Below are 23,713 nucleotides of genomic sequence, written 5' to 3' on the forward strand. Positions count from 1 at the left end.
TCACCAGCTTCCCGAGGAGCCGCCGCCGCCCGACGAGCCGCCGCCGCCTGAAAATCCGCCACCGCCGCCTCCCGAGGACCAGCCGCCGCCGGACGACCAACCGCCACCACCCGACGACCAGCCGCCCGAGGAAGAGCGCCGGTTCTGATCGAAAGTCATGCCCAGCCAGCGATAGCGGCCCGGTCCGATCTTCTGGCCGAAGATCGGCGGCAGCACCGTCATCGCGATGCCGCCAAAGAAGATCAGCGCCCAGATGGTGATGAAGATGGCGAAGAACAAGTCGTCTGAATTGAACGGCGCCTGCTCGTTGCGCTTGCCGCGCGCTTCCAGCTCCTCCGGATTGCCCTCCAGCACCATGATCATGTCGTCGACGGCCTTGGTGATGCCGCCGGAGAAATCGCCGGCGCGGAAGGCCGGCACCATGTCGTTCTCGATGATCAGCTTGGTGTGCAGGTCGGTCAGCGTGCCTTCCAGCCCGTAGCCGACCTCGATGCGCATCTTGCGGTCGTTGGGCGCGACCAAGAGCAGCACGCCGTTATTTTCCTTGGCCTGGCCGAGCTTCCAGAAGCGGAACAGCCGGTTGGCGTAAGGCTCGATCTCCTCGCCGCCGAGGCTGGGTATGGTGGCGACGACGATCTGGTCGGAGCCTTTTGTCTCGAAGTCGGCGAGTTTTTGCGTGAGGGACGCGCGCGTGCCGGCATCGATGATGCCGGCATTGTCGACGACGCGGCCGGTGAGGGCGGGAAGGTCGGCGGCGAGGGCGGCGAGGGGGAGGAGGAAAAACGAGAGAAGCAGGCCAAGAAAGGCGATGCCGGCGTTCTGTCGCGCCCCCCTCTGTCCTGCCGGACATCTCCCCCTCTTGGGGGGAGATTGGACGTCACGCCGACCTTCGCCAATCTTCAGCGTTGAAGAGGGGGCGAGGTTGTCGAAACTGCCAATCTCCCCCCTTGAGGGGGAGATGTCCGGCAGGACAGAGGGGGGTATCAACACGCCAGCGGTCCGTCTTTTCGCAGAATTACATTCCGACGACCGTCGAGCCGCTCACCCGCCCTGCTTGGTGGTGCTCGTGCCGAAATCGACCTTCGGCACCTGCATCTTGTCTTCCTCGACGGTGAAGTTCGCGAACGGCTCGTTGCCGCGGAACCAGAAGGTCGCCCACAGCACGGATGGGAAGGTCTTCAGCGTCAGATTATAGTCCCTGACCGCCTGGATGTAATCGCGCCGCGCCACGGCGATGCGGTTCTCGGTGCCTTCGAGCTGCGCTTGCAGCGCGAGAAAATTCTGGTTCGCCTTGAGGTCGGGATAGGCTTCCGACACTGCGATCAGCCGCGACAGCGCGCTGGTCAGCCCGGCCTGGGCATCCTGGAACTTCTTCAGCGCCTCGGGATCCTTCAGCGTGTCGGGCGTCACCGTGATCTGCGTTGCCTTGGCGCGCGCCTGGACGACCGCGTCGAGCGTATCCTTTTCATGCGACGCATAACCCTTCACCGTCTCGACCAGATTCGGGATCAGGTCGGAACGACGCTGATACTGGTTGAGCACCTCGCTCCAGGCCGCATGGGCGTTCTCTTCCGCCGTCGGGATGGTGTTGTAGCCGCAGCCGGCAAGCAGCGGCAGCACGAAAGCCATCATCAGGAAGGCGGCAAGGCTGCGGAAGGGGGAGGCTAGTGAGAGGCGCTCGGCAATCATGATTGGTCCCTCGACAGAAGTTGCGCGCGAAGCATTACCACAATCCACGCGTAAGAAAATGTCCGGCCGATGACGCCTGCTCCGGCTCGGGCGAGAGCCCCTGTGAATAGTCGAGCGAACAGGATTTCATCTTCTTGTCTGACGCAATTCCGGTCGGAAGGCTGCGGCGAAGTAAGCCGAGCCTAAACGCTTCGCACTTTTCCGGGAATTGCTCTAAGGTCCGGGCAGGAAAGGGCAATTGCCATGGCCGAGCGCCGGGACGACGAGACCGAATCGCGCCGCATCCTCGAACGCGTGGCGCGCGAGACGGCGCCGGGCGGCGCGTCTTTCATCGTCCGCACGGCGAAGGATGCGCGCGACCGCGTGACCGCCGCCGACACCGACCGCACCGATCCCATCGAATATTGGGGAACCCGCATTGGCCGAACGCTCGGCTTCCTCATTGCCATTGGGCTATTGGCCTGGCTGGTGTATGCCGCAACGCGTGGCGGCTAGGAACAGATTTCCATGAGTGCAGAAAAAATCGACGCGCCGCGCGCGGTCATCGTCATCTCCAGCCATGTCGCCCGCGGCTCGGTCGGCAACCGCGCCGCCGTCTTCGCGCTGGAGACGCTGGGCTTCCCGGTCTGGGCGGTGCCGACCGTCATCCTGCCCTGGCATCCGGGCCACAGCCGGGCCACGCGCATCGTTCCGCCGCTCGATCAGTTCAAGGCGCTGATGGCCGATCTCGAGCGCGCGCCCTGGTTGGGCGAGGTGCGGGCCGTGCTGTCGGGCTATCTCGGCGAGGCCGGCCAGGCCGACGCAGTCGCCTCGCTGGTCGCCGCCGTCAAGGAAAAGACGCCGAACGCGCTTTACATCTGCGATCCGGTGATGGGCGATTCGGGCGGGCTCTATGTGCCCGAGCCGACGGCGGCCGCCATGCGCGACAAATTGATGCCGATCGCGGATATCGCCACGCCCAACCGCTATGAGCTGGAATGGATGGCGGGCGCGCCGCTGCCCGACATCAAGGCGGTGACGGCGGCGGCGCTTCACGCCGGCCCTTCGACCATGCTGGTGACCTCGGCGCCCGCGATGATGGCGGGCGGCACCGGCAATTTCCTGCTCGACGGCAGCCAGGCGCTGCTTGCCGAGCACCGCGTGATCGAGAAGCCGCCAAACGGGCTGGGCGACCTGACGGCCGCCGTCTATCTGGCGCGCGTTCTCTCCGGCCAGCCGCCGGTCAAGGCGCTGCAATCGACCACCGCCGCCGTCTACGAGATCCTCGCTCGCACAGCGAAACGCGGCGGCGACGAGCTGCAGCTCGAAACCGACGCGCAGAGCCTGTCGCACCCCATGGCCATGGTGCAGTTGCGCCATCTCCTGCATCCGGGGCGGGACAAGCGGGCGTGAAGCTCGCAGGCATCGACGGCTGCAAGGCCGGCTGGATCGCCGTCCACCGCGAAGCGGACGCCGCGCCGTCGGTCTCGGTCTTCCCGAGCTTCCAGGCGCTGCTCGACGCGCTGCCGGATGCAACGATCGCCGTCGACATGCCGATCGGCCTGCCGGATTTTTCGCGCAAGGGAGGTCGCGGGCCGGAAGCGCTGGTGCGGCCGCTGCTCGGGGCGCGGCAATCCAGCGTGTTCGCCATCCCCTCGCGGGCGGCGCTCTATGCCGATACCAGCGGCTTCACCACGATCGAGGCCTGGTATGCGGCGTATCGGCTGGCAAGCGCGACGGCATTGGCAACGTCGGATCCGCCGCGCGGCGTTTCCATCCAGGCCTTCGGCATCTTTGCCAAGATCCGCGAGATCGATCAGCTGTTGATCTCGCGGCCCGATTTGCGTGGCCGCATCTTCGAATCGCATCCGGAAGTGGCGTTCTGCCGGCTGAACGGCGGCACGGCGATGGCCTTGCCGAAGAAGATCAAGGGAGCGGTCAACCCGGCCGGCATGGAGGAGCGCAAGGCGCTGCTTTGCCGGCATGGCTACAGGAAAGCCTTTCTCGACCAGGCGCCGCCACGCGGCGCGGCGAGCGACGACTTTCTCGACGCGGCGGCGATGATGCTGATTGCCGGGCGTATCGCCGGCGGCGAGGCAAAACCTTCTCCAGATCCGCCATTGATCGATCGTTTCGGCATTCCCGTTGCCATCTGGGCCTGACGAAGCCATGAATGCCGCATCGCGATTGCGACGGGCTCATCCGCAATTCGGCATTGCTCACGACCGACTTTTGCCGCTAGAGGCTTCCCAGACTTCAGGCAGACATCGCTCGAACACCGACATTCGTGCCGCATCCAACCCGGAAAGGGCCCAGACGCCGCCCATGCCTCACCTCCCTGAGCACCTCCTCGCCGGCTATCGCAACTTCATGGCCGGCCGCTATCCCTCGGAAAGCGACCGCTATCGCTCTCTGGCGCGCGAAGGCCAGGCGCCGGAAACGATGATCGTCGCCTGCTGCGATTCCCGCTCAGCCCCGGAGGCGATCTTCGACGCCGGGCCGGGCGAGCTCTTCGTGCTGCGCAATGTCGCCAATCTGGTGCCGCCCTATGAGCCGGACGGCGAATATCACTCGACATCGGCCGCGCTCGAATTCGCCGTGCAGAGCCTGAAGGTGAGGAACATCGTGGTGATGGGCCACGGCCGCTGCGGCGGCATCCGTGCCGCGCTCGACACCAATTCCTCGCCCCTGTCGCCCGGCGACTTCATCGGCAAATGGATGAGCCTGATCGCGCCGGCCGCCGAGACCGTGGCCTCCAGTACCATGATGACGGCGACCGAGCGTCAGACGGCGCTGGAGCGTATTTCAGTCCGCTATTCGATCGCCAATCTCAGGACCTTTCCCTGCGTCTCGATCCTCGAAGGCAAGGGCAAGCTCTCGCTCTACGGCGCATGGTTCGACATCTCGACCGGGGAGCTGTGGGTGATGAACAAGGAAACCGGCGATTTCGAGCGGCCTGAGTTGTGACGGAGGGATAATGCACCGGAGCCGGTGGAGGTTCTTTCTCGCGGTGGCGCTGTTCATGTCCACGGTCGCCCGCGCCAGCGCCGATGACGGCGCCATCATCGATCGCTGGTATTCGGCGCTGCTGGCCGCCGACAGGACCGAATTGTCCGAATTGCTTGCCGACGACGTGCGCATGAAGCTGGACGACATCGGCGTCGTGCAGACCAAGCAGGATTTCATCGCCTCGATCGACGAATGGCAGGGCGCGGTGACGGGCGCCGCGATCCGTCATCGCATTGAAAAGAGCGAGAATGGCGAGACCACGGTGCTCGCCTGCTACGACTTCCCCAGCAACGACATGCTGATGCGCGAGACTTTTACCATCGCTGGCGGGCGCATCGTCGTCAGCACGCAGACGGCGGTGGCGCAGGATTGCAGCGGCTTTAGTGTTTGTGTTGGTAGGCGGCATGCTTGAAGATTGGCTGACGCGCTTGTCAGGTCGTCATTCTAGGGCGGAGCAAGGAGCGAAGCGACGCGCGCAGACCCTAGAATCCATTCCGTGACTTCCGAGCGTTGCCACGTGCAGAATTCTGCTCCGCTGCGTTCCTCGGCCAAGGTCACGGAATGGATCCTCGGGTCTGCGCTCCGCTTCGCGTCGCTCCGCCCGTGGATGACGAGGTTGAGAGCCTTCAGCCAATCTCCAGCGTTTGCGATGGACCAGCGCATTTCACTGTTCCACGGAAAATGGCGAGCCGCCTTATCCCTTGAATGGTCTAAGGCGAAGCCTGGAGCGACCCTTGTTGCGCGCTGCGTAGCATCGTCCTACATCCGGGGCAGCCTGCCGCTCCCAATTCACCGAACTCCCCGATTGGATCTGTCCATGTCAAAAACCGTCGATCTCGCCGCCCATCCGCTGACCGTCTGGCAAGGGCCGCTAGGCCTGCCGGATTTCTCGCGAATCGGCGACAATGATTTCGGGCCGGTCTTCGACGCGGCGCTGGCGGCGCATCAGGCCGAGATCGACGCGATCGCCGGCAACAGCGAGATGCCGACCGTCGAGAACACGCTTGCCGCGCTCGAGCTTGCCGGCGAGGCGCTCGACCGTGTCTCGTCGATCTTCTGGTGCCGCGCCGGCGCTCATACCAACGACACGATCCAGGCGATGGAGCGCGAGGTTTCGCCAAAGATGTCGCGGCATTTCTCGGCGATCTCGATGAACGAAAAACTGTTTGCCCGCATCGACGATCTCTACCAGCGGCGCGACAGCCTCAAGCTTGATGCCGAGACGCTGCGTGTCCTGGAAAAGACCTGGAAGGGCTTTGTCCGCTCGGGCGCCAAGCTCGATGCCGACGGCAAGAAGCGGCTCGCGGCAATCAACGAGGAACTCTCCTCGCTCGGCACCAAATTCGGCCAGAACGTGCTCGCCGACGAGCGTGACTGGTCGCTGTTCCTCGATGAGGCCGACCTTGCCGGCCTGCCGGACTTTTTGAAGAGCGCCATGGCGGAAGCGGCCGAGATGCGCGGCCAGAAGGGCCGCTATGCGGTGACGCTGTCGCGATCGATCTACGAGCCGTTCTCGACCTTCTCGGAGCGCCGCGACCTGCGCGAGATCGCGTTCAAAGCCTTCATCATGCGCGGCCAGAATGGCGGCGCCTCCGACAACGCCGATGTGGTGCGCGACATGCTGAAGCTGCGCGCCGAGAAGGCGAAGCTGCTGGGCTACGATTCTTTCGCGGCGCTGAAGCTCGACGACACGATGGCGAAGACGCCGAGGGCCGTGCACGAGCTGCTCGATCCGGTGTGGGAGAAAGCCCTGGAAAAAGCGGCCGCCGACCAGAAGGAGCTGGAGCGGCTGGCGGCGGAAGCCGGCAGCAACGAGAAATTCGCGGCCTGGGATTGGCGCTTCTACCAGGAGAAGCTGCGTGCCGAGAAATTCGCCTTTGATGAGGCGGAGCTGAAGCCTTACCTGCAGCTCGAACGTGTCATCGAAGCCTGCTTCGATGTCGCGACACGCCTGTTCGGCATTACCTTCGAAGAGAAGAAGGGCATAACAGCCTGGCATCCCGATGCGCGTGTTTTCGTGGTGAAGAATGCCGACGGCAGCGAACGCGGCCTGTTCCTCGCCGATTATTTCGCGCGGCCGTCAAAACGCTCCGGCGCCTGGATGAGCGCGCTGCGGTCGGGCTATAAGCTTGGCCCGGGCGCCAAGCCGGTGATCTACAACATCATGAATTTCGCCAAGCCGCCGGCCGGCGAGGCGGCGCTGCTGTCGGTCGACGAGGCCAAGACGCTGTTCCACGAGTTCGGCCATGCGCTGCACGGGATGCTGACCGACGTCACCTGGCCGTCGGTCTCCGGCACTTCGGTCAGCCGCGACTTCGTCGAACTGCCCTCGCAGCTCTATGAGCACTGGCTGACCGTGCCGGCGGTGCTGGAAAAGCATGCGCTGCACGTCAAGACCGGCAAGCCGATGCCGAAGGCGTTGCTCGACAAGATGCTCGCCGCTCGCACCTTCGGCGCCGGTTTCGCCACGGTCGAGTTCACCGCTTCGGCGCTGATCGACATGGCCTATCATGCGCGACCCGACGCGCCGGCGGAGCCGCTTCGATACGAGGCTGAAACGCTGGAAAAGCTGCATATGCCCGACACGATCGCGATGCGCCACCGCACCCCGCATTTCGGCCATGTCTTCGCCGGCGACGGATATTCAGCCGGCTATTATTCCTACATGTGGTCGGAAGTGCTCGACGCCGATGCCTTCTCGGCTTTCGAGGAGACGGGCGATGCCTTCAATCCGGAACTCGCCGAGCGGCTTCGGAAGAACATCTATGCCGCCGGCGGCTCGAAGGATCCGGAGGAGCTTTACACGGCGTTTCGAGGGAAAATGCCTTCGCCTGAAGCGATGATGGTGAAGCGGGGGCTGGTGTGACGCATCTTTCCCTTCTCCCCTTGTTGTGGGAGAAGGTGGATCGGCGCGCAGCGCCGAGACGGATGAGGGGTGCTCCAGGGAACGCCAGCGCCTCATCCGCTGGAACACCCCTCATCCGGCCGCTTCGCGGCCACCTTCTCCCACAAGGGGAGAAGGGAAAGCGCGCCACGGATCCGCCACCCTCGGCCAGATAGGCCTCGTCAGCTTCCTGTAATCCGTCACCGCCGGATTGCTCGGATAGGAACTCGGCGCGGCGACATAGATGATCTCGGCGGCGATCGGCGCGAAGCCGGCGTAGAAATGATTCGTCGACTTGATCAAGAGGACGTCCTTCGACAACGGATCGATGCCGATGTTGGAAAAGATATCGGGCTCGAAGGTCTGGGTGCGGTTGGTGTTCAAGATGACGTCGACCTCGGTGCCTTCGATGCGCACCACCGCCGATGGCCCCAGCGTCACGCGGCTCGGCCCGAAGCTCTGCCAGCCTTCGCCGACCGCTTTCAGCACCCTGACGCGCGCATCGATCGGCTCGCCGGCCTGGGGGCCGGCCTTGCCGCCGAAGCGCAGGTCGATGACCGCGCCCTCGCCGGCCGCGTGGCAGAAGGTGACCGCGACCGGATCCCAGATCGTTGCCACGCCGACCTTGCCCACGCCGCGCGAAAGCAGCTCGCGCAGCACGATTGTGCCGTCGCCCGGCACGCCGCCGCCCGGATTGTCCCAGATGTCGGCGATGACGACGGGTTTGTCCTGGCGCTCGGCGCGCACGGCTAGTGCCTGCTCGATGCCGGCGGATGCAGACAGCATCGTCATGGCGGTCTTCTCGCGCAGGTCATAGAGCTCGCGCCCGAGCGTCTCGGCGAGCTTGTCGCCCTTTTCCTTGTCATTGTCGGTGACGACCAGGATGCGCGTGCCTATTTCCGGCACGTCGGCGGCCATGAAGCCGTGGATGACCGAGACCGACAGCACGCCGTCCTTACCATGCAGGGCTTTGATCCTGTCGACGAAGGAGCGCATCGGCTCGCGGCTGGTCGGCAGCACCTGGATCATGCGGCAGTCGAAGGTCGAGATCACCGGCTTGATCTCGCCGCGCGCCGCGGCGAGGCCGAGCTCGACCACATGCTCGCCGCGCTCGTAGAAATCGGTGTGCGGGAATTCGAGGAAGTAGGCCATGATGTCGCAAGCTGCGACGCGTTTCGGCGTCAAATGGCTGTGCGGATCGAACTCCGAGGCAATCACCACTTTCGGCCCGACGATGGCGCGCACGCGCTCCAGGAGATCGCCTTCGCAATCGTCATAGCCTTGCGCCACCATGGCGCCATGCAATCCCAGGATCACCGCATCGACCGGCAAGGCGGCCTTGAGCTGATCGAGGATCTCGTCGCGCAGCGCTTCATAGGTCTGCCGTTGCACCAGGCCGCCGGGCTCGGCCCAGGTGGCGGTGCCTTCGATGACGGTCAGCCCTTCCTTCGCGGCGCGCTTGCGCAGCGCCACGATCGGCGAGGAGCAGAGCGTCGGCGTCTCCGGATGTTTTCCGGGGCCGGCATAGAAGGCCATCTCGAAGGAAGCCCGGTCGGTCGGCACCGGCGAGAAGGTGTTGGTTTCCGTCGCCAGCGAGGCGGTGAAGATGCGCATGAAGGCTCCGTGATGACCTTTTGTTTTTCGCAATTCCGGACGGAAAACCGCTGCGCACTTTTCCTGGAATTGCGGGGATAGCTATTTGACCGCCCCGAGCGCCAATCCGCGGACGAGATAGCGCTGCAGCCAGATGAAGAGGATCGCCACCGGCAGTGTCGCCAGCAACGTGGCCGCCATGACATGGTGCCATTCGATCGTATAGCGGCCGGCGACCAGCGAGAAAACCTGGATCGGCAGCGTGTAGCTTTCCTGGCTGCGCAGCATGGTGAGCGCCACGACGAACTCGTTCCAGGCGTTGATGAAGGTGAAGATCGCCGTCACCGCGATCGCCGGCAGGCAGAGCGGCAGGAACACTTTACGCAGGGTGAGCCAGCGCCCGGCGCCTTCCATCCAGGCGGCCTCCTCGAGGTCGCGCGGGATTGTGTCGAAATAGCTCTGCAGCATCCAGACCGTGAAGGCGACGTTGAAGGCCATGTAGATGAAGCCGAGCGCGGTGGTGCTCTCCACCAGGCCCCAGGCCGCCATCAGCCGGAACAGGCCAAGCACCAGCACGATCGGCGATATCATCTGCGAGATCAAAAGGAACTGGCGAAAGGCGCCATAGCCGCCGAAGCGGAAGCGCGACATGGCGTAGGCGGCCGGCACCGAGATCAGGATCGCGCCGATTGTCGCCAGCGCCGAGACATAGAGCGAGTTGAGCAGCGCCTGGCCGAAGCCGGTTGCTACCCACATGTCGGCGAAATTCGACCAGCGGAACTCGCTCGGCCACCAGGTGGGCGTCAGCACCTCCGTGCGCGGCTTGACGGCGGTGAGAAACATCACGGCGAAGGGGAAGATCGTCACCGCGACCAACGGTGCAAGCAGCAGCCAGGCGATGATGGTGCGTTTCATCTTGCTGTTCATGCCCGCTGCTCCCGCATGGCGAGGCGCACATAGATCATGGTGAAGACGAGCAGGATCGCGAACATCACCAGCGACACGGCTGATGCCTCGCCCAGCTTGCCGATGCGGAAGGCGAGCTTGTAGAGATGGGTCACCAATATGTCGGTCGAGTTCGCCGGCCCCCCTTGTGTCATCACCCAGATGATCGGGAAGGAGTTGAAGACATAGATGGTGTTGAGCACGATCGCGATGTTGATGAAGGGTTTTAGCAGCGGAAAGGTGATCTCGCGGAACTGCTGCAAGGGCGTGGCGCCCTCGAGTGCCGCCGCCTCATAGAGATCGTCGGGTATCGAGGACAGGCCGCCGAGGAAGATCGTTGTGGTGAACGGCACCGTCACCAATATGCCGATCAGCACCTGCATCGGGAAGGCGGTTTCGGCGCTGGCCAGCCACTGGATGTTCTGGCTGATCAGGCCGAGCTTCATCAGCGCCGAATTCAGCATGCCGCTCTCGCCGTTGAGGGCCCAGCGCCAGACCACCGCGGTCATGGTCAGCGACACCGCCCAAGGCAACATGATGACGACGCGGGCGAGGCCGCGGCCGTAGAAGTCGGTGTTGAGGATGATCGCCACCGGGATCGACAAAAGCAGCGCGCCGCCGACGACCAGCACGGTCCAGAGCCCGGTGCGCCAAAGCGCTGCGATGAAGTCGGGATCGGCGGCGAGCGCCGAGAAATTGGCCAGGCCGCTGAACTCGCGAAGCTGGCCAAAGCGGTTCACGTCATGCGTCGCTATCTGGATCAGGTCCCAGACCGGCCAGAAAATCACCACCGCCGCCAGGAACAGGCTGGGCAGCGTCAGGAGATAGGGCAGGAAACGATTTTGCATCGGCTGGTTTGTATCGCGTTGCGCGGCTTCGAGGGGGTGCCAATTCTCATCTGTCTTGCCAGGCGCTCAGTTTCGAATTCCTTCCAGGCGCCGCCCCTCACCTGTCTGCCTGTCCTCCGCGGCAGTTGCGGAAGAGCCCCTTCCTCTCCCCCGTCGATCGGGGGAGAGGTGTCGAGCGCAGCTCGACGGAGTGGGGGTCGACCCTTGGCGCAAGGCAGGCGATGCTTGCGCCGAGTGCCCTTCGTATGTCCGTTCGCGGCGGTTGCCAGGTGGTTCCCCCACTCCGTCTCGGCTTCGCCGAGCCACCTCTCCCCCCTCCGGAGGGAGAGGAAGGAGGCTGGCTGGGGCGGCGCCGACGTAGAACACCTTCCAAAAAGGTGTGGCGCGCTCCGACGGGTGGAGCGCGCCACGGGCGCAGGGAGATACGCCCTATTTCTTCGTCAGGACGGCGTTGGCCTTGTCGGCGGCCTCCTTCAAGGCCGCTTCCGGCGTGGCGCTGCCGAGATAGATCTTCTGCATGGCGTCCGACGTGATCTGGGCGATCTCTTCCCAGCCCGGGATGACCGGCGCGAAGCGGGCGTCGGGCAGAAGCGCGGTGAAGGCGGCGAGGTCGGCGTTGTTGACGTAATATTCCATCTTCGCCTCTTCCTTGTTCACCGGCAGGAAGCCCTCGCCTTGCGTGAACTTGGCGCGCTGCTCCTTGGTGAACAGGAAGTCGAGCAGCTTCCAGGCCTCATCCTTGTTCTTGGAGTTCTTGAACATGATGATGGAGTCTGTGACGCCATAGGTGCCGCGCGCACCGGTCGGTCCGGCGGGGATGGCGGCGACGCCGTATTTCAGCTTCGGCGCCTCTTCCTTGATCTGGTTGGACAGGAACGGCGCGGTGATCATCATGCCGACCTTGCCCTGCTTGAACAGGTTCTGCACGTCCTCGCGGTTGTTGGAGGTCACACCCGGTTCGGTCAGGCCCTCGTCGATCATCGACTTGTAAAGCTTGGCGGCCTCGAGCGCGCCGGGCGTGCTCAGACCGGATGTGCCGTCCTTGTTGAGAATTTCGGTGCCGAAGGACCACATCGCGTAGTAGTAATAGACGTCGGTCTCGATCTCCTTGCCTTGCAGGCCGTAGCCGAAGGCGCCTTGAGCCTTGATCTTGCGCGCGTCCTCCTGCAACTCGCTCCAGGTGGCCGGCGGCTTGGCGATGCCTGCCTTCTCGAACAGCTCCTTGTTGTAATACATGGCACGCGCGGAAGCCGCGATCGGCAGGCCGTAGGTGTGGCCGTCCATGATCGAGGGCTGCAGGAAGGTGTCGATGAAGCGGTCCTTGAACTCCGGCTTGATGTAGCTGTCGAGCGGCTCGGCGACATCCTGCTGGACGAAGTCGATCAGCCAGCGCGTGCCGATGATCGAAAGGTCGGCATTGGTGCCGGCGGTGATGTCGGTGGTGAGTTTCTGCAAAAGGACGTCCCACGGCACCACTTCGTACTTGATGGTGATGCCGGGATTGGCTGCCTCGAACTCCTTCTTCACCGCTTCGAAATAGGGGCCGGTCTTGGCGCTGTATTCGGCGACGGTGACGCGCACCTCGCCGGCATCGGCGGGTGCCGCCAAAGCCAGCATGCTCATTCCGGCCAACAGGCCGACAGTCCATTTCGCAAGGCTCATCTGATTTCCTCCCATGATGCGCATTCGCGCCTGGCCTTAAGAGGCACAGGATTTATGTTACTTTCCTACATTATCGAGGGTTATGCCCGATGCAAGCAGTTTGTCATGTTGCTAAATTACATTTTGTTGGATAGCGTTCCGTCGCTGTCTGGCAGGGCGGAGGAGCGCGCATCGTGGTATCGAAGGCCGATTTCGAGGGCAAAACCGTTGTCGTCACGGGGGCCGGCGGCGGCCTCGGTTCGGCGATCGTTGAGCTCATGGCCAAGCGCGGCGCGCGCATCGTCGGCTGCGACCGGTCGGTAGAAGCGCTGGCCGGTCCGCATATCGCCTCTCGTCACGTCTTCAACCTGCTCGACCGGGCCTCTATCGAAGCGGCGATCCCGGCGCTGCTCGACAAGGACGGCGTTCCCGACATCCTGATCAACAATGCCGGCTGGACGCGCGCCGAAACGTTGAAGGCGCTGACGGCGGACAAGATCGAAGAGGAGCTCGACCTCAATTTGACCGGCGTGATGACCTTCGCCGATCCGCTGATCAAGGCGATGTCCAAGCGCGGCTCGGGCAGCGTCGTCTTCATCTCCTCCGTCAACGCGATTTCGCATTTCGGCAATCCGGCCTATGCGGCGGCCAAGGCCGGCATCAACGCCTACGCCAAATCGATCGCCGTCGAGCTGGGCCGCAGCGGGTTGCGTGCCAATGTCGTCTGTCCGGGCTCGATCCGCACCGCCGCCTGGGACCATCGCCTGGCCAAGGACCCCGAGATCTTAGGCCGGCTCAAGCGGCTCTATCCGCTCGGCCGCATCGTCAACGCGTCGGAAGTGGCGGAGGCAGTCGCCTTCCTTGCCTCCGAGCGCGCTTCCGGCATAACAGGTGCCGTGGTGCCCGTGGACGCGGGACTGACAGCCGGCTACCTGCCTTTCATCGACGACATATTGGGAACGTGACCATGACCGACGTCCAGTTCCGCAACCTGTCGAAATCCTTCGGCCAGCACAAAATCCTCGAAGATATCAATCTCGACATCCGGACCGGTGAGTTCGTCGTGCTGGTTGGCCCCTCCGGCTGCGGCAAGTCGACCTTGCTGCGCATGTTGGCCGGGCTGGAGACGATCACCTCTGGCGATCTCGTCATCGGCGGCATGCGCGCCAACGAGCTGCCGCCGCAGAAACGCAACATCGCCATGGTGTTCCAGTCCTACGCGCTGTTCCCGCATCTGAAGGCCTCGGAGAATATCGGCTTCGGCCCGAAAATCCGCGGCGAGACGCGCGCCGCGATCGAGGACAAGGTCAAGAAGGCGTCGGACGTGCTCAACCTCTTTTCCTATCTCGACCGTTATCCACGGCAATTGTCGGGCGGCCAGCGCCAGCGCGTCGCCATGGGCCGCGCCATCGTGCGCGAGCCTTCGGTGTTCCTGTTCGACGAGCCGCTTTCAAATCTCGACGCGCAGCTGCGCGTGCAGATGCGCACCGAGATCAAGGCGCTGCACCAGCGGCTGAAATCGACCATCGTCTACGTTACCCACGACCAGATCGAGGCCATGACCATGGCCGACCGCATCGTGGTCATGGATCGCGGCCGCATCCAGCAGGTCGGGCAGCCGCTGGAGCTCTATGACCGGCCTGCCAACAAATTCGTCGCCGCCTTCATCGGCTCGCCTTCGATGAGCTTCGTCTCCGGCGCGCTGAAGACCGCCGGAGCCAAGTCCTGGTTCGAGACGACAGGCGGCGGCCGCCTGGCGCTCCCGGGCAAGGCTATGTCCGGCAGTGAGATGGTCGAGGCCGGCATCCGGCCGGAGCATTTCGTGGTCGTCGCCGGCGACGATGCCCTCGCCATCAAGGTCGACGTCGTCGAGCCGACCGGTTCGGAAACGCATGTCTATGGCTCGGTCGGCGACGACACGGTGCGCGCGGTGTTCCGCGACCGGCTGCAGGTGAAGCCCGGCGACCGGCTGCCGGTGAGCGTCGACCCGCGCAACATCCACCTCTTCGACAAGGCGACGGGCCTGCCGCTGTGAGATGATGACATGAAGACCCCGGCCGACATCATCACCCGCCTGCAATTGATATCGCAGGACGGCACCAAGTCGGACCGCCGGCTGGCCGGACTGGTGCTTTCCGATCTCGATTTCGCCTCGAAGGCCGCGATCTCGGAGATCGCCGCGCGCGTCGGCGTCAGCGAGCCGACCGTCACCCGCTTCTGCCGCAATCTCGGCTGCGAGGGCCTGCGCGATTTCAAATTCTACCTGGCGCAGGCGATCGCCATCGGCGGCCAGTATCTGTCGCCGGAGCCGCTCAGCCGCGACGCGCGCGAGCAGCGCATCGCCTCGGCGATCACCGAGGCGGCGATCGCCGCCATCCAGCGCGCCAGCGAAAACCTCGACATGACGACGGTGATGGACGTCGCCGCCCGCATCGCGGCTTCCGGCAATGTGCTGTGCATCGGCTCAGGCGGCATTTCCTCGATGATGGCGACCGAGATGCAGAACCGGCTGTTCCGGCTGGGCCTCTCGGCGCTCGCCCAGACCGACGGCCAGCTGCAGCGCATGTATGCGGCCGTCGCGACGCCCGAGACGACGCTGCTTGCCTTCTCCGTCTCGGGCTATGCGCGCTCGGTGATCGAGGCGGTCGAGGTTGCGCAGCAATATGGCGCGGCGACCGTTGCCATCACCGCGCCGGATTCGGCCCTGGCCAAGGTCGCCGATACGGTGATCCTTTTGCAGTCCGTCGAGGACGGCAACATCTACAAGCCGACCTCGTCGCGATACGCGCTGCTTGCCATCCTCGACATGATCGCCACCACGGTGGCGGAAGCGCGCGGGCCGAAAGTGCTGGAGAATCTGCGCCGCATCAAGCAGAGCGTGAACACGCTGAAGGTCGACGATCCGAGACTGCCGCTGGGCGATTGAGCGGTTGCAGCGGCTTGCGCCGTCAGCGCTGGCGATCCCTCGCGCCCTCCTCTGGCCCTGCCGGGCATCTTCCCGATTGGCAGCTTCCGCGCCCCTCATGTAGCGCTGGTCGACCCCCACTCCGTCTCGGCTTCGCCGAGCCACCTCTCCTCCGATCGAAGGGGTAGAGGAAAGGCGCCAAGCTTTTTGCCGTCAATGCTCGTCCAGCAACGCTCCCTTCCTTTCCCTCCGGAGGGGGGAAAGGTGGCGCTGCGAAGCAGCGACGGATTGGGGGAACCACGTGGCAATCAAGCCTCGGCCTGATCAGTCACGACAGTCACAGAAGATGTGTGCATAGCGTAGCCAAGCGAGGGAGATGTCCGGCAGGACAGAGGGGGGCGCCGTCCCGCCTGCGTCTCAGATCTTCGATTGCTTAGAAAGAGCCTCGACGCTTTTCGCCAGCTCGGCCCCATCCCCCACAACCCGCAGCGTCTTCAGTCGCGATGTCCCGCCGGCAACCACCGAAACGGCCGATACTGGAACACCCAGCGCCTTCGCCATCATCCGTTCCAGTGCTTGATTGGCGGCGCCGTTCTCCGGCACGGCGCGGACGCGGGCCTTAAGATGACTGCGCCCGTCGGCAGCGGTCTCGACGCCGTCCATCCGGTCGAGCGCCGCTTTCGGCGTCAGCCGCACGAAGAGGTCGATGCCGTTCTCGCGCAGCCGGAACGGCGTGCTCATCAGCCGCCGGCCACGACCCAGGACCAGACGGTGGTGACCAGGAACTGCCGGATGAAGAAGATGATCAGAAGCAGGATGATCGGCGAAATGTCGATGCCGCCGAGATCGGGCATGAAGCGGCGGATCGGGCGCAATGCCGGATCGGTCAGCCGGTAGAGCATGTTGCCCACGCTGCCGACGAACTGGTTGCGCGAATTGACGACATTGAAGGCGTAGAGCCAGGAAAAGATCGCCGAGGCGATGATGATCCACCAGTAGATATCAAGCGCCATGACGATGGTCTGAATAAGGGCGATCATGCCGGTCTCCAAATTGTCGCCGACATGTAGCCATTGCTTGGCGTGCGGGCAAGGCCCGCGGGCTTGACTGGCGGGCAAGGCCTACCAGTCAGCGTGCTCGTCGCCTGCCGGTCTTTCGCCTTGACATGAAACGGCCGCGACCGATACAAGCCCATCCGCTGGAACGGGGCTGTAGCTCAGCTGGGAGAGCGCATCGTTCGCAATGATGAGGTCAGGGGTTCGATCCCCCTCAGCTCCACCAGCCAGCACACGCATGTGCTTCTCATCGGCTTCGGCCTCCTCCCTCAGCATTTTGTGACAGCCGGATTTCGGGCCGCCGCTTGGAACCAATGGCGGGGCAAGACGGTTCAGCTATACTTTTGAAGCTGATATCCCCGGCCGGCTGGGTAAGCGGCGATGTGCGAGGAGGTCACCATCATGCAGATTTCGTCCAGGTTCCGTTCAGTCGCGGTTGCGGCCATCGCTGCCGCCGGCGTCAGCATTGCCAGCGCCGCGCATGCCGACAGCGGCACGATCCGCTTCTCCGTCTACAAGGCGGCCTTCTTCATCGGCGGTTCCGGCGGGGAAGGCACGCTGACCTTCCATGGCAAACGCTATCCGATCTCGATCGGCGGCATCTCGGGCGGCCTGGCCTTCGGCGCATCCAAAACCTATTTTCAGGGCAGGGTGCGCCACATCCGACGCGCCAGCGATGTGACGGGCGTCTACGGCGCGGCCGGCGGTGGCGGCGCGCTCGGCAGAGGCGCCCAGGTGATCGTCATGACCAATGACAAGGGCGCCCAGCTCGAGCTCACCGGCCGGCAGGTGGGCCTGCAGGTCAACGCCGACCTCAGCGGCATGAGCATCGCGCTGAAGAGGTAGGAGCCCCAACTCCATCCGTTATTCCCGGATGGGCCGGTTCAGGCGTGCCCGGGCGCGCAATGTCAACGACAAGGTCGCGCCGGGCAGGCCAGACGGCGAGTTTCATCGACCTCTCCGCCGACCTGCCAGACCAATGGCGGGGGTGTCCGCTCTGATGAATAGCGGGCCTGCAGGCATCCCGCTTGCCAATGAAGGGCGGCTCGCCTCAATTGTCCCAGTCATCCCAATTGTCTTCGTCCTGCGGATAGTCGGGAACGACCCGGATGATCGGCCGCGGACGCTGATAGCGCCAATAATCCTCGTCCGGTAGCTGACGCTCATAGGTGCGATAGGCAGGCCGGTCGTAGTGGTGGCGCTTCCAGTATTTGTGCTTCTTGTGCGGCCGCACGCAGTAGCCGTCCTCGGTCAGGTAGGCGCATGTGACGTGCGCCTGCTGGACCAGGCCATTCCTGGCCGGCATGCCAATCATCGGCGCCGCATGGACCGCTGGCATCACCGCCAGCATGGTGCCGGCAAGGGCAAGAACAGACAATTTCATCGGCCTCTCCAATCTGTGCAGATTAAGGCCGGAAGAACGTCCTGATTGGGGACGATTTGCGGCGGCCGAGATCACTTTGATTTGCGGCCGCACATATGAGCGTTAGATCATGTATTGCGCCGGCGTCAGGCTGACGCAACCATAGCGGCCGCTTTCTTTCACATCATCCCGCGAGCGGAGGCCACCCTGCACTGCTAATTGGCCAACTGATCGAGAAGCGTGTCGATTTCCCCTTTCTTTGGCGCTTCGGGCGAAGCAGGGGCGGCCTGCGGGCCGGCGGAAGCGGGTTCGGCCGCCGGCGCGGTTGTCTCTGCTTCGGCCTCGCCACCGGCGTTCGAACCTGGCGGCGGCGCCGCACTATCCGTATTGCCGGTGTCTGGCGCCACGGCGGGTTCCGCAGCCGCGGGCAGGGCTTTGGGCCGGGGCGCGGCGTTGCGCAGAAGATCGCCGATCAGATCCGCCGCTCCCTTGCCGGAGCCGTCGCCGTTCGAGCCCGTTTGGCCCGGGATCAGCTTGTCGAGATTGAGTTTCCCGGTTGGCAGCCCAAGGCGGCTCAACATGTCCAGCGCGCCCTGCGGGTCTTTGGCCAATGCGCTCAAGTCCGGATAGGCACGCGGCGCGAACAGCGGGCCTTGGACCACGATCGGCACCCCGATGCCCTTCACGGCAACGTCGCCTCCCTGCCCGGCAAGCGAGGCGACGACGCGGGGGTTGAGACTGATGTCGAGCGTCTGGTCGGCGAAGTCTATCTTGCCCGAGCCGTCCATTCGTACCAGCGGACCCAGCAGGCTGATGTCCGTCGTCTGCGCGACGCCGTTCTCGATGGCAAAAGAGGCGCCGAGTTCGGTGAACGTCGTCTTCTTGGTCTGATCCTGCTTGAAGCCGCTGGAAAGCAGCCCGACCAGGTTGTTGTAGACCTCTGCTACGTCGATGCCGCGGAAGGCGCCGTCGCCGAATTTTGCCGCCGCCTTGCCGCCAAGGGAGCGGGCAAGCGATTTCGTGGTCTTTCCCGAGCCTGAAACCGCGACCGTCGCATTGAGCGTTCCTTCGATGCGGTCGAAATTCGCAGCATCATGGAGCAAGGGAGCGGCGGCCGCACCGGCGATCGCAGTGTTCAGCGTCAGGGAAGCGGCGTCGTTGGAGCCGTCGGCTGTCATTTCCGCGGCAATCGTGCCGCCGTAGAAGGGACTTTGCGGCACGTTCAGGTGCGCCTTGCCATCAGCAACCACCAGAGTGGTGGCCACCGGCCCGGCGAAGACCTTTCCATAGCCGAGCTTGTCGGCCTGGATGTCCACCTTGGCGTCAATTCCCTTGAGGAAGGAGAGATCGATCGGCGCGTCGGTGGCGCCGTTCGGCTTCTGCTTTCCGCCCGTGGCAGGCTCGCCGCCGCCGGCGAACGCCGCGAAGTCAAGCTTCGCGAAATTGAGCGACGTCCGGATGTTGAGGGGCGCCCCAAGTTTCATCGAGCCTTGGCCCGACGCCTTGACCCCGTTCAAGGCAACAGAGGTTTTCTGAAAGGAAAGCTGTCCTCGCCCGGCGTCCACGTCACCTTTGAAGGCAAAGTCTCGCAGACCGTGGGAAGCACTCTGCCCCAGCCATTGCATGAGCTTGTCGACCGAGGCCGATGTGACCGAAACCTGACCCTTGAACGTGCCGCCACCCCCGGCAGCGCCGCTTATGCTGCCTTCGAGGTATTTGGAGGAAACCGAAAGGCTGATCGGCCCGGACGCATCGGCAACGGAGCCGCTGGCCAGAAAGGATGCAGGTGCGAGCTGGGACTTGAACGTCACGGCCTGTCCCCGCCAGACGAGCTTGCCCGTCAAATCGACCGGCTTGCCGACATCGTGAGCCTTCGCATCAAGATTGAGTCCGGTGATGTCGTCGGCCGTCCGGGCCTCGGCAAGTGCTGCGAGCGGAAGCTTGCCTTCTCGAATTCCGACCGTTCCCTGCAGATTGACGCTGCTGCGTATGCGCTCTGTGGTGAGTCCGCGAAAAGCGAACCCCATATCGGCGGTCAGCTTGCCGGACAACGGCACGGATTGTCCGGCCAGCTTCGCTATAGAGCCGATATCCAGCCCTGAACTCGCAATATTGCCGCGTACGGTCGGCGGCGTTTCACCGACATTCGTCGAGGCTGTCGCTGTGAGGTTTCCCGCATCAAGGCCGAAGTGCTCCAGCTTTGCCTCGATATGTCCATCGCGCAGCGCGGCGGCGAGCTGGACATCGGAAGCCCGTATCTTGCCGCCGACCAATTCATCGATGGCAACGCTGATATCGGCATCGAACGCAGAGAGCATCGCGAGGTCGGGCTCGCCGGAGCCGGCCGAAACCTTGCCCGCGCTGGAACCACCCTTTCCAATATCGCTCAAGGCGTCGATATCGACGCGCTTTGCCGCCAGGTCGGCGAAGAAGCGATGCCGCGCCCCGGGCTGAAAGAGCGCGTCCATCTGGAAGCTCTGGTCGCCGACATCGAACTTTCCGCCCTTGATCTGATAGCTGCCGTTCCCGTTGAGCTGGATCTCTCCACTCGCATGCAATGAAGAGAATTTGGCAACCGGCGCCGGATCAAGACGCGCCTCGATGGCGATCTGGGCCGGCAGCCGCTTCAGGATCGGCCTCAAGGCGGAAAGGCTCCCGCTCATTTCAACGCGACGGCCGCTGCTGGTGCCGGCCAACGAAAACGAGACCTCTCGGTCGAGGTCCGGAGCCCTCAGATCGGCGTCGATTGCCGTCACCTTAGCGGAATTGCCGGCCGACGCGCCTGAGGCAAGGGTGCCGTTCGTTATCGTCAGTTGATTGATCGCCAGCCGCTCGAGCGTCTCGACAATCGCCGCAAACGGATCGGCCTGAACATCATTCGGTTCCGGAGCTGACGTCGCGTTTGCCGAAGCCTTGAGCGCGATTGTCGGATCCGCCAGCGCGACGGACTGTATCTCAAGCTTTTTCGACCATAGGGACGACAGCGTTATCGAAGTCGAGAACCGCGGAGCGGATATCGCGATGTCGCCCGTACCGGTCGAGAGCGAGATATCGTCCGCGACCACCGCCAGCTTGGGCAGCAGCGATAGTCTGACAGGTCCGTCCAGCCGAATTGTCATTCCGGTTGCGGATGACAGTTGCCGGCTCAATTCGGCACGCACCCAGTCGATTGAAACAAGAGCGGGCACAAGGAAGAGCAGCCCGACGGAAAGAACTACAGCTACGGTGAGTGCAGCGACGATTTTTCTCACATCGACCCGCCAAAATGATCGGAAGAATCAGTATCGTTAAACATACATGCTTCTGGCGCCCGACTGAATCCTGCCGAAGCACGGGCTTCGCGCCGGACGAATTTCGCACGGCTCCGCGGGCCCGTCGGCTCTTTCGCCGAATGCCATCGCGATCGAAGCCATTTGCAGGCAAGTGTTTCCAGACCAGAGGGTTTGGAAACGATCAGCCGGTTTCCGAGCCATTCCCGTGAAACAGACCAGGCGCATTTTCCGGCATCCGCCGCCGACATATCAGCCATTTCAATGGAGGAAGTGCCAATGTCAGTGCTCGGAACCCTGCTCCATTTCAGCCGCGCCATCATCCACGCGCACAACAATGCCAAGGTCAGAAACCTGATGGATGTCCCGCCGCCCGAAACCCGCAGGGACATGGGCCGGCATGTTTCGCCGGACGCCGCCGAAAAGGAGCCCGGCGCCATTCACCCCGGAGGACGCTGACACAAGCGGAGTCCCGGACCGGCCTCGTCCCACTCACCTGGAGACTGGTGTTGCTTTGTGATTGCGTTGGCGCGCATAGGCCACACAGGCGTCTACCGTGCTGACGCAGAGCGCATCGACGCTGTTCGGCAGATTGTTGTCGCCGGCATAGGCAACCTCGGCGACACGACCGCCGATCATGCGGATCTGCGTGTTGCAGTAGCCGCCGGGAGCGACGTTGACCGACCCTCCGACCGCGGGGATCGCGCCCACGGCCATCGTCGGCACCGCGATACTGAGATTGCCGCGTTGCACGGTGCGCTGGTAGGTCCAGATCTGACCGGAAGGCCCCGTGTCGGCCGTCGCGGTCGGAAAGCCGGCGCACATGCGAACATCGGCCTCGCTGAGACCGACCATCTCCTTGCGGGCAGCGGCCGTGGTGGCGTCGACCTTGGCGATGCTCGACGTATCGTCGGGGATGACGCAGGACGACAGGGTGGAGATGCCTGCCGCAACAAAGGCAAGTTTTCGAATATGCAAGGATGTCATGCCGTCGGTCGGAGTTGGTGCCGCCCCAGCGCCCTCCTGCCTACCTAGGCAATCGGCCAAACGCGTCAACCGCGGAATGCCGACGCATCTCCACGCCGATGCGCTTACACCACCCGGAAGTAGCTCGTCATGCCGGTCTTCTGGTGCTCGATGATGTGGCAATGCAGCAGCCAATCGCCGGGATTGTCGGCGACGAAGCCGAGCTGCACCTTCTCGTCGGGCTGAATGAGATAGGTGTCGGAGATTAGCGGCTGCACTGCCCTGGTCGATGACGACAGCACCTTGAAGCTCATGCCGTGCAAATGGATCGGGTGCGCGTGCGGGGTGAGGTTCTCCATGTCGATGATGTAGCTCTGGCCGCGCTTCAGTTCGGCGAGCGGCGCGGTCGGGTCCGGCGTGTCGCCCGGCCACGGCACTTTGTTGATCGCCCAGAAACTGTAGCCGAGCGAGCCGCAAATGCCGTCGGCCGCAACGTTCTCGGCCGTCGCGCTCAGCGCCAGGGGAATCCGCTTGGCGCTTGTCAGGTCCACCTCCGACACGGGATTGGCGTCAAGCGGGCCGAGATCGCGCAGATCGTGCTTGAGCGATTTGCCGACCGAGCGCAGCGTCGCCAGGATTTTCGGCTTGGTGCCCCTGACATCGCGCAGGCTGACGATCGCGCCCTCCTCGTCGGGCATGCGGATGGCAAGCTCCAGCCGCTGGCCAGGCCCCAGCTGCAAGGCATCCGGCGTAAAACGCTGCGGCACCGGATTGCCGTCGAGCGCGATGACCGTCGCCTCGGCGCCGTCGACGCGGAAGGCATAGATGCGGGTGACGTCGGTGATGGCCGCGCGCAGCCGCACCAGCCCGCCGGTCGGCGCATCGAATTGCGGCTGGCCCTGCCAATTGGCGGTGCGCACCGTGCCGAAGGTGCCGGCCTTGGCCGCGTCTCGCGGCCGGAACGGCTCGATGAACTGGCCGTCGTCGCCAAGCCGCCAGTCGCGCAGGTTGACGACCATCTCGACGTCGAAGACCGGGTCCTTCGGATTCTCGACCACGATCACCCCGGTCAGGCCGTGGCCCATCTGGACCAGCGTGTTGCAATGCGGGTGATACCAGAAGGTGCCGGCGTCGGGCGGCGTGAATTCATAGTCGAAACGGTCGCCCTGATAGACATAGGGCTGCACCAGGAACGGCACGCCGTCCATCTTGTTGGGAACGCGGATGCCATGCCAGTGGATGGTCGTCGGATCATCGATGCCGTTGATCAGGCGCGCGGCAAACGGCTCGCCCTTCCTCATCCTGACGACCGGCGGCGGACCTGCTTCACCATAGGTCAGCACCTTCTTCGTCGGCGCACCCTCCATCAGCCGCGCCTCGATGCTCGCGGTCTTCAGGATCAGCGGTTCCGGTTTCGGGGCCGCCCAGCCGGCAAACTTGCCGGCGGCGGAGAGGCCGATACCGGCCGTGCCCGCCGCCGCGGCGCCCTGCAGGAGTTTGCGGCGTGTGAGGGCCGACATTGGAATCCCGAAATAGATGAGTAACTGCGTCAGGCTTTATCACCATT

At 64.0% G+C, this 23,713-nt stretch carries 23 protein-coding genes and 1 tRNA gene; 12 read left to right on the forward strand and 12 right to left on the reverse strand.

Annotated features, from left to right (window positions below):
* Positions 1 to 810 carry a TPM domain-containing protein gene (locus LB523_RS07580; protein ID WP_224602400.1) on the reverse strand — a complete coding sequence of 270 codons (810 nt, stop codon included), beginning with the start codon at positions 808 to 810 and terminating at the stop codon, positions 1 to 3.
* A 231-nt stretch (positions 811 to 1,041) separates the two neighbouring features.
* On the reverse strand, positions 1,042 to 1,689 hold the full coding sequence (locus tag LB523_RS07585; protein WP_224601965.1) for a LemA family protein: 648 nt from the start codon (positions 1,687 to 1,689) through the stop codon (positions 1,042 to 1,044).
* A gap of 243 nt (positions 1,690 to 1,932) precedes the next feature.
* Here LB523_RS07585 and LB523_RS07590 point away from each other — a divergent pair, with 243 nt between their 5' ends.
* From LB523_RS07590 to LB523_RS07615, 6 genes are all read left to right on the forward strand, one after another.
* Complete coding sequence (locus LB523_RS07590) at positions 1,933 to 2,184, forward strand: hypothetical protein (protein WP_224531933.1); 252 nt, start codon at positions 1,933 to 1,935, stop codon at positions 2,182 to 2,184.
* A 12-nt stretch (positions 2,185 to 2,196) separates the two neighbouring features.
* Positions 2,197 to 3,081: a pyridoxal kinase PdxY gene (pdxY, locus tag LB523_RS07595; protein WP_224601967.1), complete on the forward strand. Its 885-nt coding sequence runs from the start codon at positions 2,197 to 2,199 to the stop codon at positions 3,079 to 3,081.
* A complete protein-coding gene (locus tag LB523_RS07600) occupies positions 3,078 to 3,830 on the forward strand; it encodes a DUF429 domain-containing protein (RefSeq protein ID WP_224601969.1) in 753 nt (250 codons plus the stop codon). The genes pdxY and LB523_RS07600 overlap by 4 nt, the downstream gene beginning before the upstream one ends.
* 163 nt (positions 3,831 to 3,993) lie before the next feature.
* Complete coding sequence (locus LB523_RS07605) at positions 3,994 to 4,635, forward strand: carbonic anhydrase (protein WP_095769607.1); 642 nt, start codon at positions 3,994 to 3,996, stop codon at positions 4,633 to 4,635.
* Positions 4,636 to 4,690: 55 nt separating this feature from the next.
* Entirely contained in the window at positions 4,691 to 5,089 is a 399-nt protein-coding gene (locus LB523_RS07610; RefSeq protein ID WP_224601971.1) for a nuclear transport factor 2 family protein, read from the forward strand.
* Between the two features lie 405 nt (positions 5,090 to 5,494).
* On the forward strand, positions 5,495 to 7,543 hold the full coding sequence (locus LB523_RS07615) for a M3 family metallopeptidase (RefSeq protein WP_411966442.1): 2,049 nt from the start codon (positions 5,495 to 5,497) through the stop codon (positions 7,541 to 7,543).
* A gap of 111 nt (positions 7,544 to 7,654) precedes the next feature.
* Here LB523_RS07615 and LB523_RS07620 read toward each other — a convergent pair whose 3' ends face one another.
* The 4 genes from LB523_RS07620 to LB523_RS07635 form a co-directional block, all read right to left on the reverse strand.
* A complete protein-coding gene (locus LB523_RS07620; protein WP_224601973.1) occupies positions 7,655 to 9,175 on the reverse strand; it encodes a M81 family metallopeptidase in 1,521 nt (506 codons plus the stop codon).
* Between the two features lie 81 nt (positions 9,176 to 9,256).
* Positions 9,257 to 10,081, reverse strand: coding sequence for a carbohydrate ABC transporter permease (locus LB523_RS07625; protein ID WP_140846456.1), 825 nt, complete (start codon positions 10,079 to 10,081; stop codon positions 9,257 to 9,259).
* Positions 10,078 to 10,947 (reverse strand): carbohydrate ABC transporter permease, encoded by an 870-nt coding sequence (locus LB523_RS07630; protein ID WP_224601975.1) that lies wholly within the window; start codon positions 10,945 to 10,947, stop codon positions 10,078 to 10,080. Before LB523_RS07630 ends, LB523_RS07625 begins: the two co-directional genes overlap by 4 nt.
* 429 nt (positions 10,948 to 11,376) lie before the next feature.
* Complete coding sequence (locus LB523_RS07635) at positions 11,377 to 12,609, reverse strand: ABC transporter substrate-binding protein (protein WP_224601977.1); 1,233 nt, start codon at positions 12,607 to 12,609, stop codon at positions 11,377 to 11,379.
* Positions 12,610 to 12,782: 173 nt separating this feature from the next.
* On the opposite strand from LB523_RS07635, the gene LB523_RS07640 reads away from it, so the two are divergent.
* The 3 genes from LB523_RS07640 to LB523_RS07650 are packed head-to-tail and all read left to right on the forward strand — an operon-like array spanning position 12,783 to position 15,514.
* The gene (locus LB523_RS07640) at positions 12,783 to 13,553 is read left to right on the forward strand and encodes an SDR family NAD(P)-dependent oxidoreductase (protein WP_224601979.1); all 771 of its coding nucleotides are present in this window, start codon (positions 12,783 to 12,785) and stop codon (positions 13,551 to 13,553) included.
* A gap of 2 nt (positions 13,554 to 13,555) precedes the next feature.
* Entirely contained in the window at positions 13,556 to 14,623 is a 1,068-nt protein-coding gene (locus LB523_RS07645) for an ABC transporter ATP-binding protein (protein ID WP_224601981.1), read from the forward strand.
* Between the two features lie 9 nt (positions 14,624 to 14,632).
* Positions 14,633 to 15,514, forward strand: coding sequence for a MurR/RpiR family transcriptional regulator (locus LB523_RS07650; RefSeq protein ID WP_224601983.1), 882 nt, complete (start codon positions 14,633 to 14,635; stop codon positions 15,512 to 15,514).
* Between the two features lie 396 nt (positions 15,515 to 15,910).
* On the opposite strand, the gene LB523_RS07655 is transcribed toward LB523_RS07650, so the two are convergent.
* Complete coding sequence (locus tag LB523_RS07655) at positions 15,911 to 16,234, reverse strand: DUF167 family protein (RefSeq protein WP_224601985.1); 324 nt, start codon at positions 16,232 to 16,234, stop codon at positions 15,911 to 15,913.
* A complete protein-coding gene (locus LB523_RS07660; RefSeq protein WP_095770068.1) occupies positions 16,234 to 16,533 on the reverse strand; it encodes a YggT family protein in 300 nt (99 codons plus the stop codon). Before LB523_RS07660 ends, LB523_RS07655 begins: the two co-directional genes overlap by 1 nt.
* 165 nt (positions 16,534 to 16,698) lie before the next feature.
* Between LB523_RS07660 and LB523_RS07665 the strand changes: the two genes are divergently transcribed.
* Positions 16,699 to 16,774, forward strand: a tRNA-Ala gene (locus tag LB523_RS07665).
* Between the two features lie 176 nt (positions 16,775 to 16,950).
* Entirely contained in the window at positions 16,951 to 17,394 is a 444-nt protein-coding gene (locus LB523_RS07670) for a hypothetical protein (protein ID WP_224601987.1), read from the forward strand.
* A 205-nt stretch (positions 17,395 to 17,599) separates the two neighbouring features.
* On the opposite strand, the gene LB523_RS07675 is transcribed toward LB523_RS07670, so the two are convergent.
* Both LB523_RS07675 and LB523_RS29370 read right to left on the reverse strand, forming a co-directional pair.
* Complete coding sequence (locus tag LB523_RS07675) at positions 17,600 to 17,932, reverse strand: hypothetical protein (RefSeq protein WP_224601989.1); 333 nt, start codon at positions 17,930 to 17,932, stop codon at positions 17,600 to 17,602.
* Positions 17,933 to 18,126: 194 nt separating this feature from the next.
* Positions 18,127 to 21,162, reverse strand: a complete 3,036-nt coding sequence (locus LB523_RS29370; protein ID WP_224601991.1) for an AsmA family protein — start codon at positions 21,160 to 21,162, stop codon at positions 18,127 to 18,129.
* Positions 21,163 to 21,459: 297 nt separating this feature from the next.
* Between LB523_RS29370 and LB523_RS07685 the strand changes: the two genes are divergently transcribed.
* Positions 21,460 to 21,639 (forward strand): hypothetical protein, encoded by a 180-nt coding sequence (locus LB523_RS07685; RefSeq protein ID WP_224601994.1) that lies wholly within the window; start codon positions 21,460 to 21,462, stop codon positions 21,637 to 21,639.
* 33 nt (positions 21,640 to 21,672) lie between these two features.
* Here the strand turns inward: LB523_RS07685 and LB523_RS07690 are convergent, their stop codons facing one another.
* Together LB523_RS07690 and LB523_RS07695 are read right to left on the reverse strand one after the other, a co-directional pair.
* A complete protein-coding gene (locus tag LB523_RS07690; RefSeq protein ID WP_224601996.1) occupies positions 21,673 to 22,167 on the reverse strand; it encodes a hypothetical protein in 495 nt (164 codons plus the stop codon).
* Between the two features lie 104 nt (positions 22,168 to 22,271).
* Positions 22,272 to 23,666 carry a multicopper oxidase family protein gene (locus LB523_RS07695; RefSeq protein WP_224601998.1) on the reverse strand — a complete coding sequence of 465 codons (1,395 nt, stop codon included), beginning with the start codon at positions 23,664 to 23,666 and terminating at the stop codon, positions 22,272 to 22,274.
* Positions 23,667 to 23,713: the final 47 nt, after the last annotated feature.

Origin of the sequence: Mesorhizobium sp. ESP-6-4 (genome assembly GCF_020164735.1) — a bacterium.
In the GTDB taxonomy this organism is placed as follows: Bacteria; Pseudomonadota; Alphaproteobacteria; order Rhizobiales; family Rhizobiaceae; genus Mesorhizobium.

Bases quoted from the DNA above. Each gene is read 5' to 3' on its own strand.
- LB523_RS07650 (WP_224601983.1), top strand. From the start codon at position 14,633: ATGAAGACCCCGGCCGACATCATCACCCGCCTGCAATTGATATCGCAG.
- LB523_RS07590 (WP_224531933.1), top strand. From the start codon at position 1,933: ATGGCCGAGCGCCGGGACGACGAGACCGAATCGCGCCGCATCCTCGAA.
- LB523_RS07655 (WP_224601985.1), bottom strand. From the start codon at position 16,234: ATGAGCACGCCGTTCCGGCTGCGCGAGAACGGCATCGACCTCTTCGTG.
- LB523_RS07615 (WP_411966442.1), top strand. From the start codon at position 5,495: ATGTCAAAAACCGTCGATCTCGCCGCCCATCCGCTGACCGTCTGGCAA.
- LB523_RS07635 (WP_224601977.1), bottom strand. From the start codon at position 12,609: ATGAGCCTTGCGAAATGGACTGTCGGCCTGTTGGCCGGAATGAGCATG.
- LB523_RS07660 (WP_095770068.1), bottom strand. From the start codon at position 16,533: ATGATCGCCCTTATTCAGACCATCGTCATGGCGCTTGATATCTACTGG.
- LB523_RS07625 (WP_140846456.1), bottom strand. From the start codon at position 10,081: ATGAACAGCAAGATGAAACGCACCATCATCGCCTGGCTGCTGCTTGCA.
- LB523_RS07585 (WP_224601965.1), bottom strand. From the start codon at position 1,689: ATGATTGCCGAGCGCCTCTCACTAGCCTCCCCCTTCCGCAGCCTTGCC.
- LB523_RS07620 (WP_224601973.1), bottom strand. From the start codon at position 9,175: ATGCGCATCTTCACCGCCTCGCTGGCGACGGAAACCAACACCTTCTCG.
- LB523_RS07645 (WP_224601981.1), top strand. From the start codon at position 13,556: ATGACCGACGTCCAGTTCCGCAACCTGTCGAAATCCTTCGGCCAGCAC.
- LB523_RS07630 (WP_224601975.1), bottom strand. From the start codon at position 10,947: ATGCAAAATCGTTTCCTGCCCTATCTCCTGACGCTGCCCAGCCTGTTC.
- LB523_RS07685 (WP_224601994.1), top strand. From the start codon at position 21,460: ATGTCAGTGCTCGGAACCCTGCTCCATTTCAGCCGCGCCATCATCCAC.
- LB523_RS07695 (WP_224601998.1), bottom strand. From the start codon at position 23,666: ATGTCGGCCCTCACACGCCGCAAACTCCTGCAGGGCGCCGCGGCGGCG.
- LB523_RS07690 (WP_224601996.1), bottom strand. From the start codon at position 22,167: ATGACATCCTTGCATATTCGAAAACTTGCCTTTGTTGCGGCAGGCATC.
- pdxY (WP_224601967.1), top strand. From the start codon at position 2,197: ATGAGTGCAGAAAAAATCGACGCGCCGCGCGCGGTCATCGTCATCTCC.
- LB523_RS07610 (WP_224601971.1), top strand. From the start codon at position 4,691: ATGTCCACGGTCGCCCGCGCCAGCGCCGATGACGGCGCCATCATCGAT.
- LB523_RS07675 (WP_224601989.1), bottom strand. From the start codon at position 17,932: ATGAAATTGTCTGTTCTTGCCCTTGCCGGCACCATGCTGGCGGTGATG.
- LB523_RS07605 (WP_095769607.1), top strand. From the start codon at position 3,994: ATGCCTCACCTCCCTGAGCACCTCCTCGCCGGCTATCGCAACTTCATG.
- LB523_RS07670 (WP_224601987.1), top strand. From the start codon at position 16,951: ATGCAGATTTCGTCCAGGTTCCGTTCAGTCGCGGTTGCGGCCATCGCT.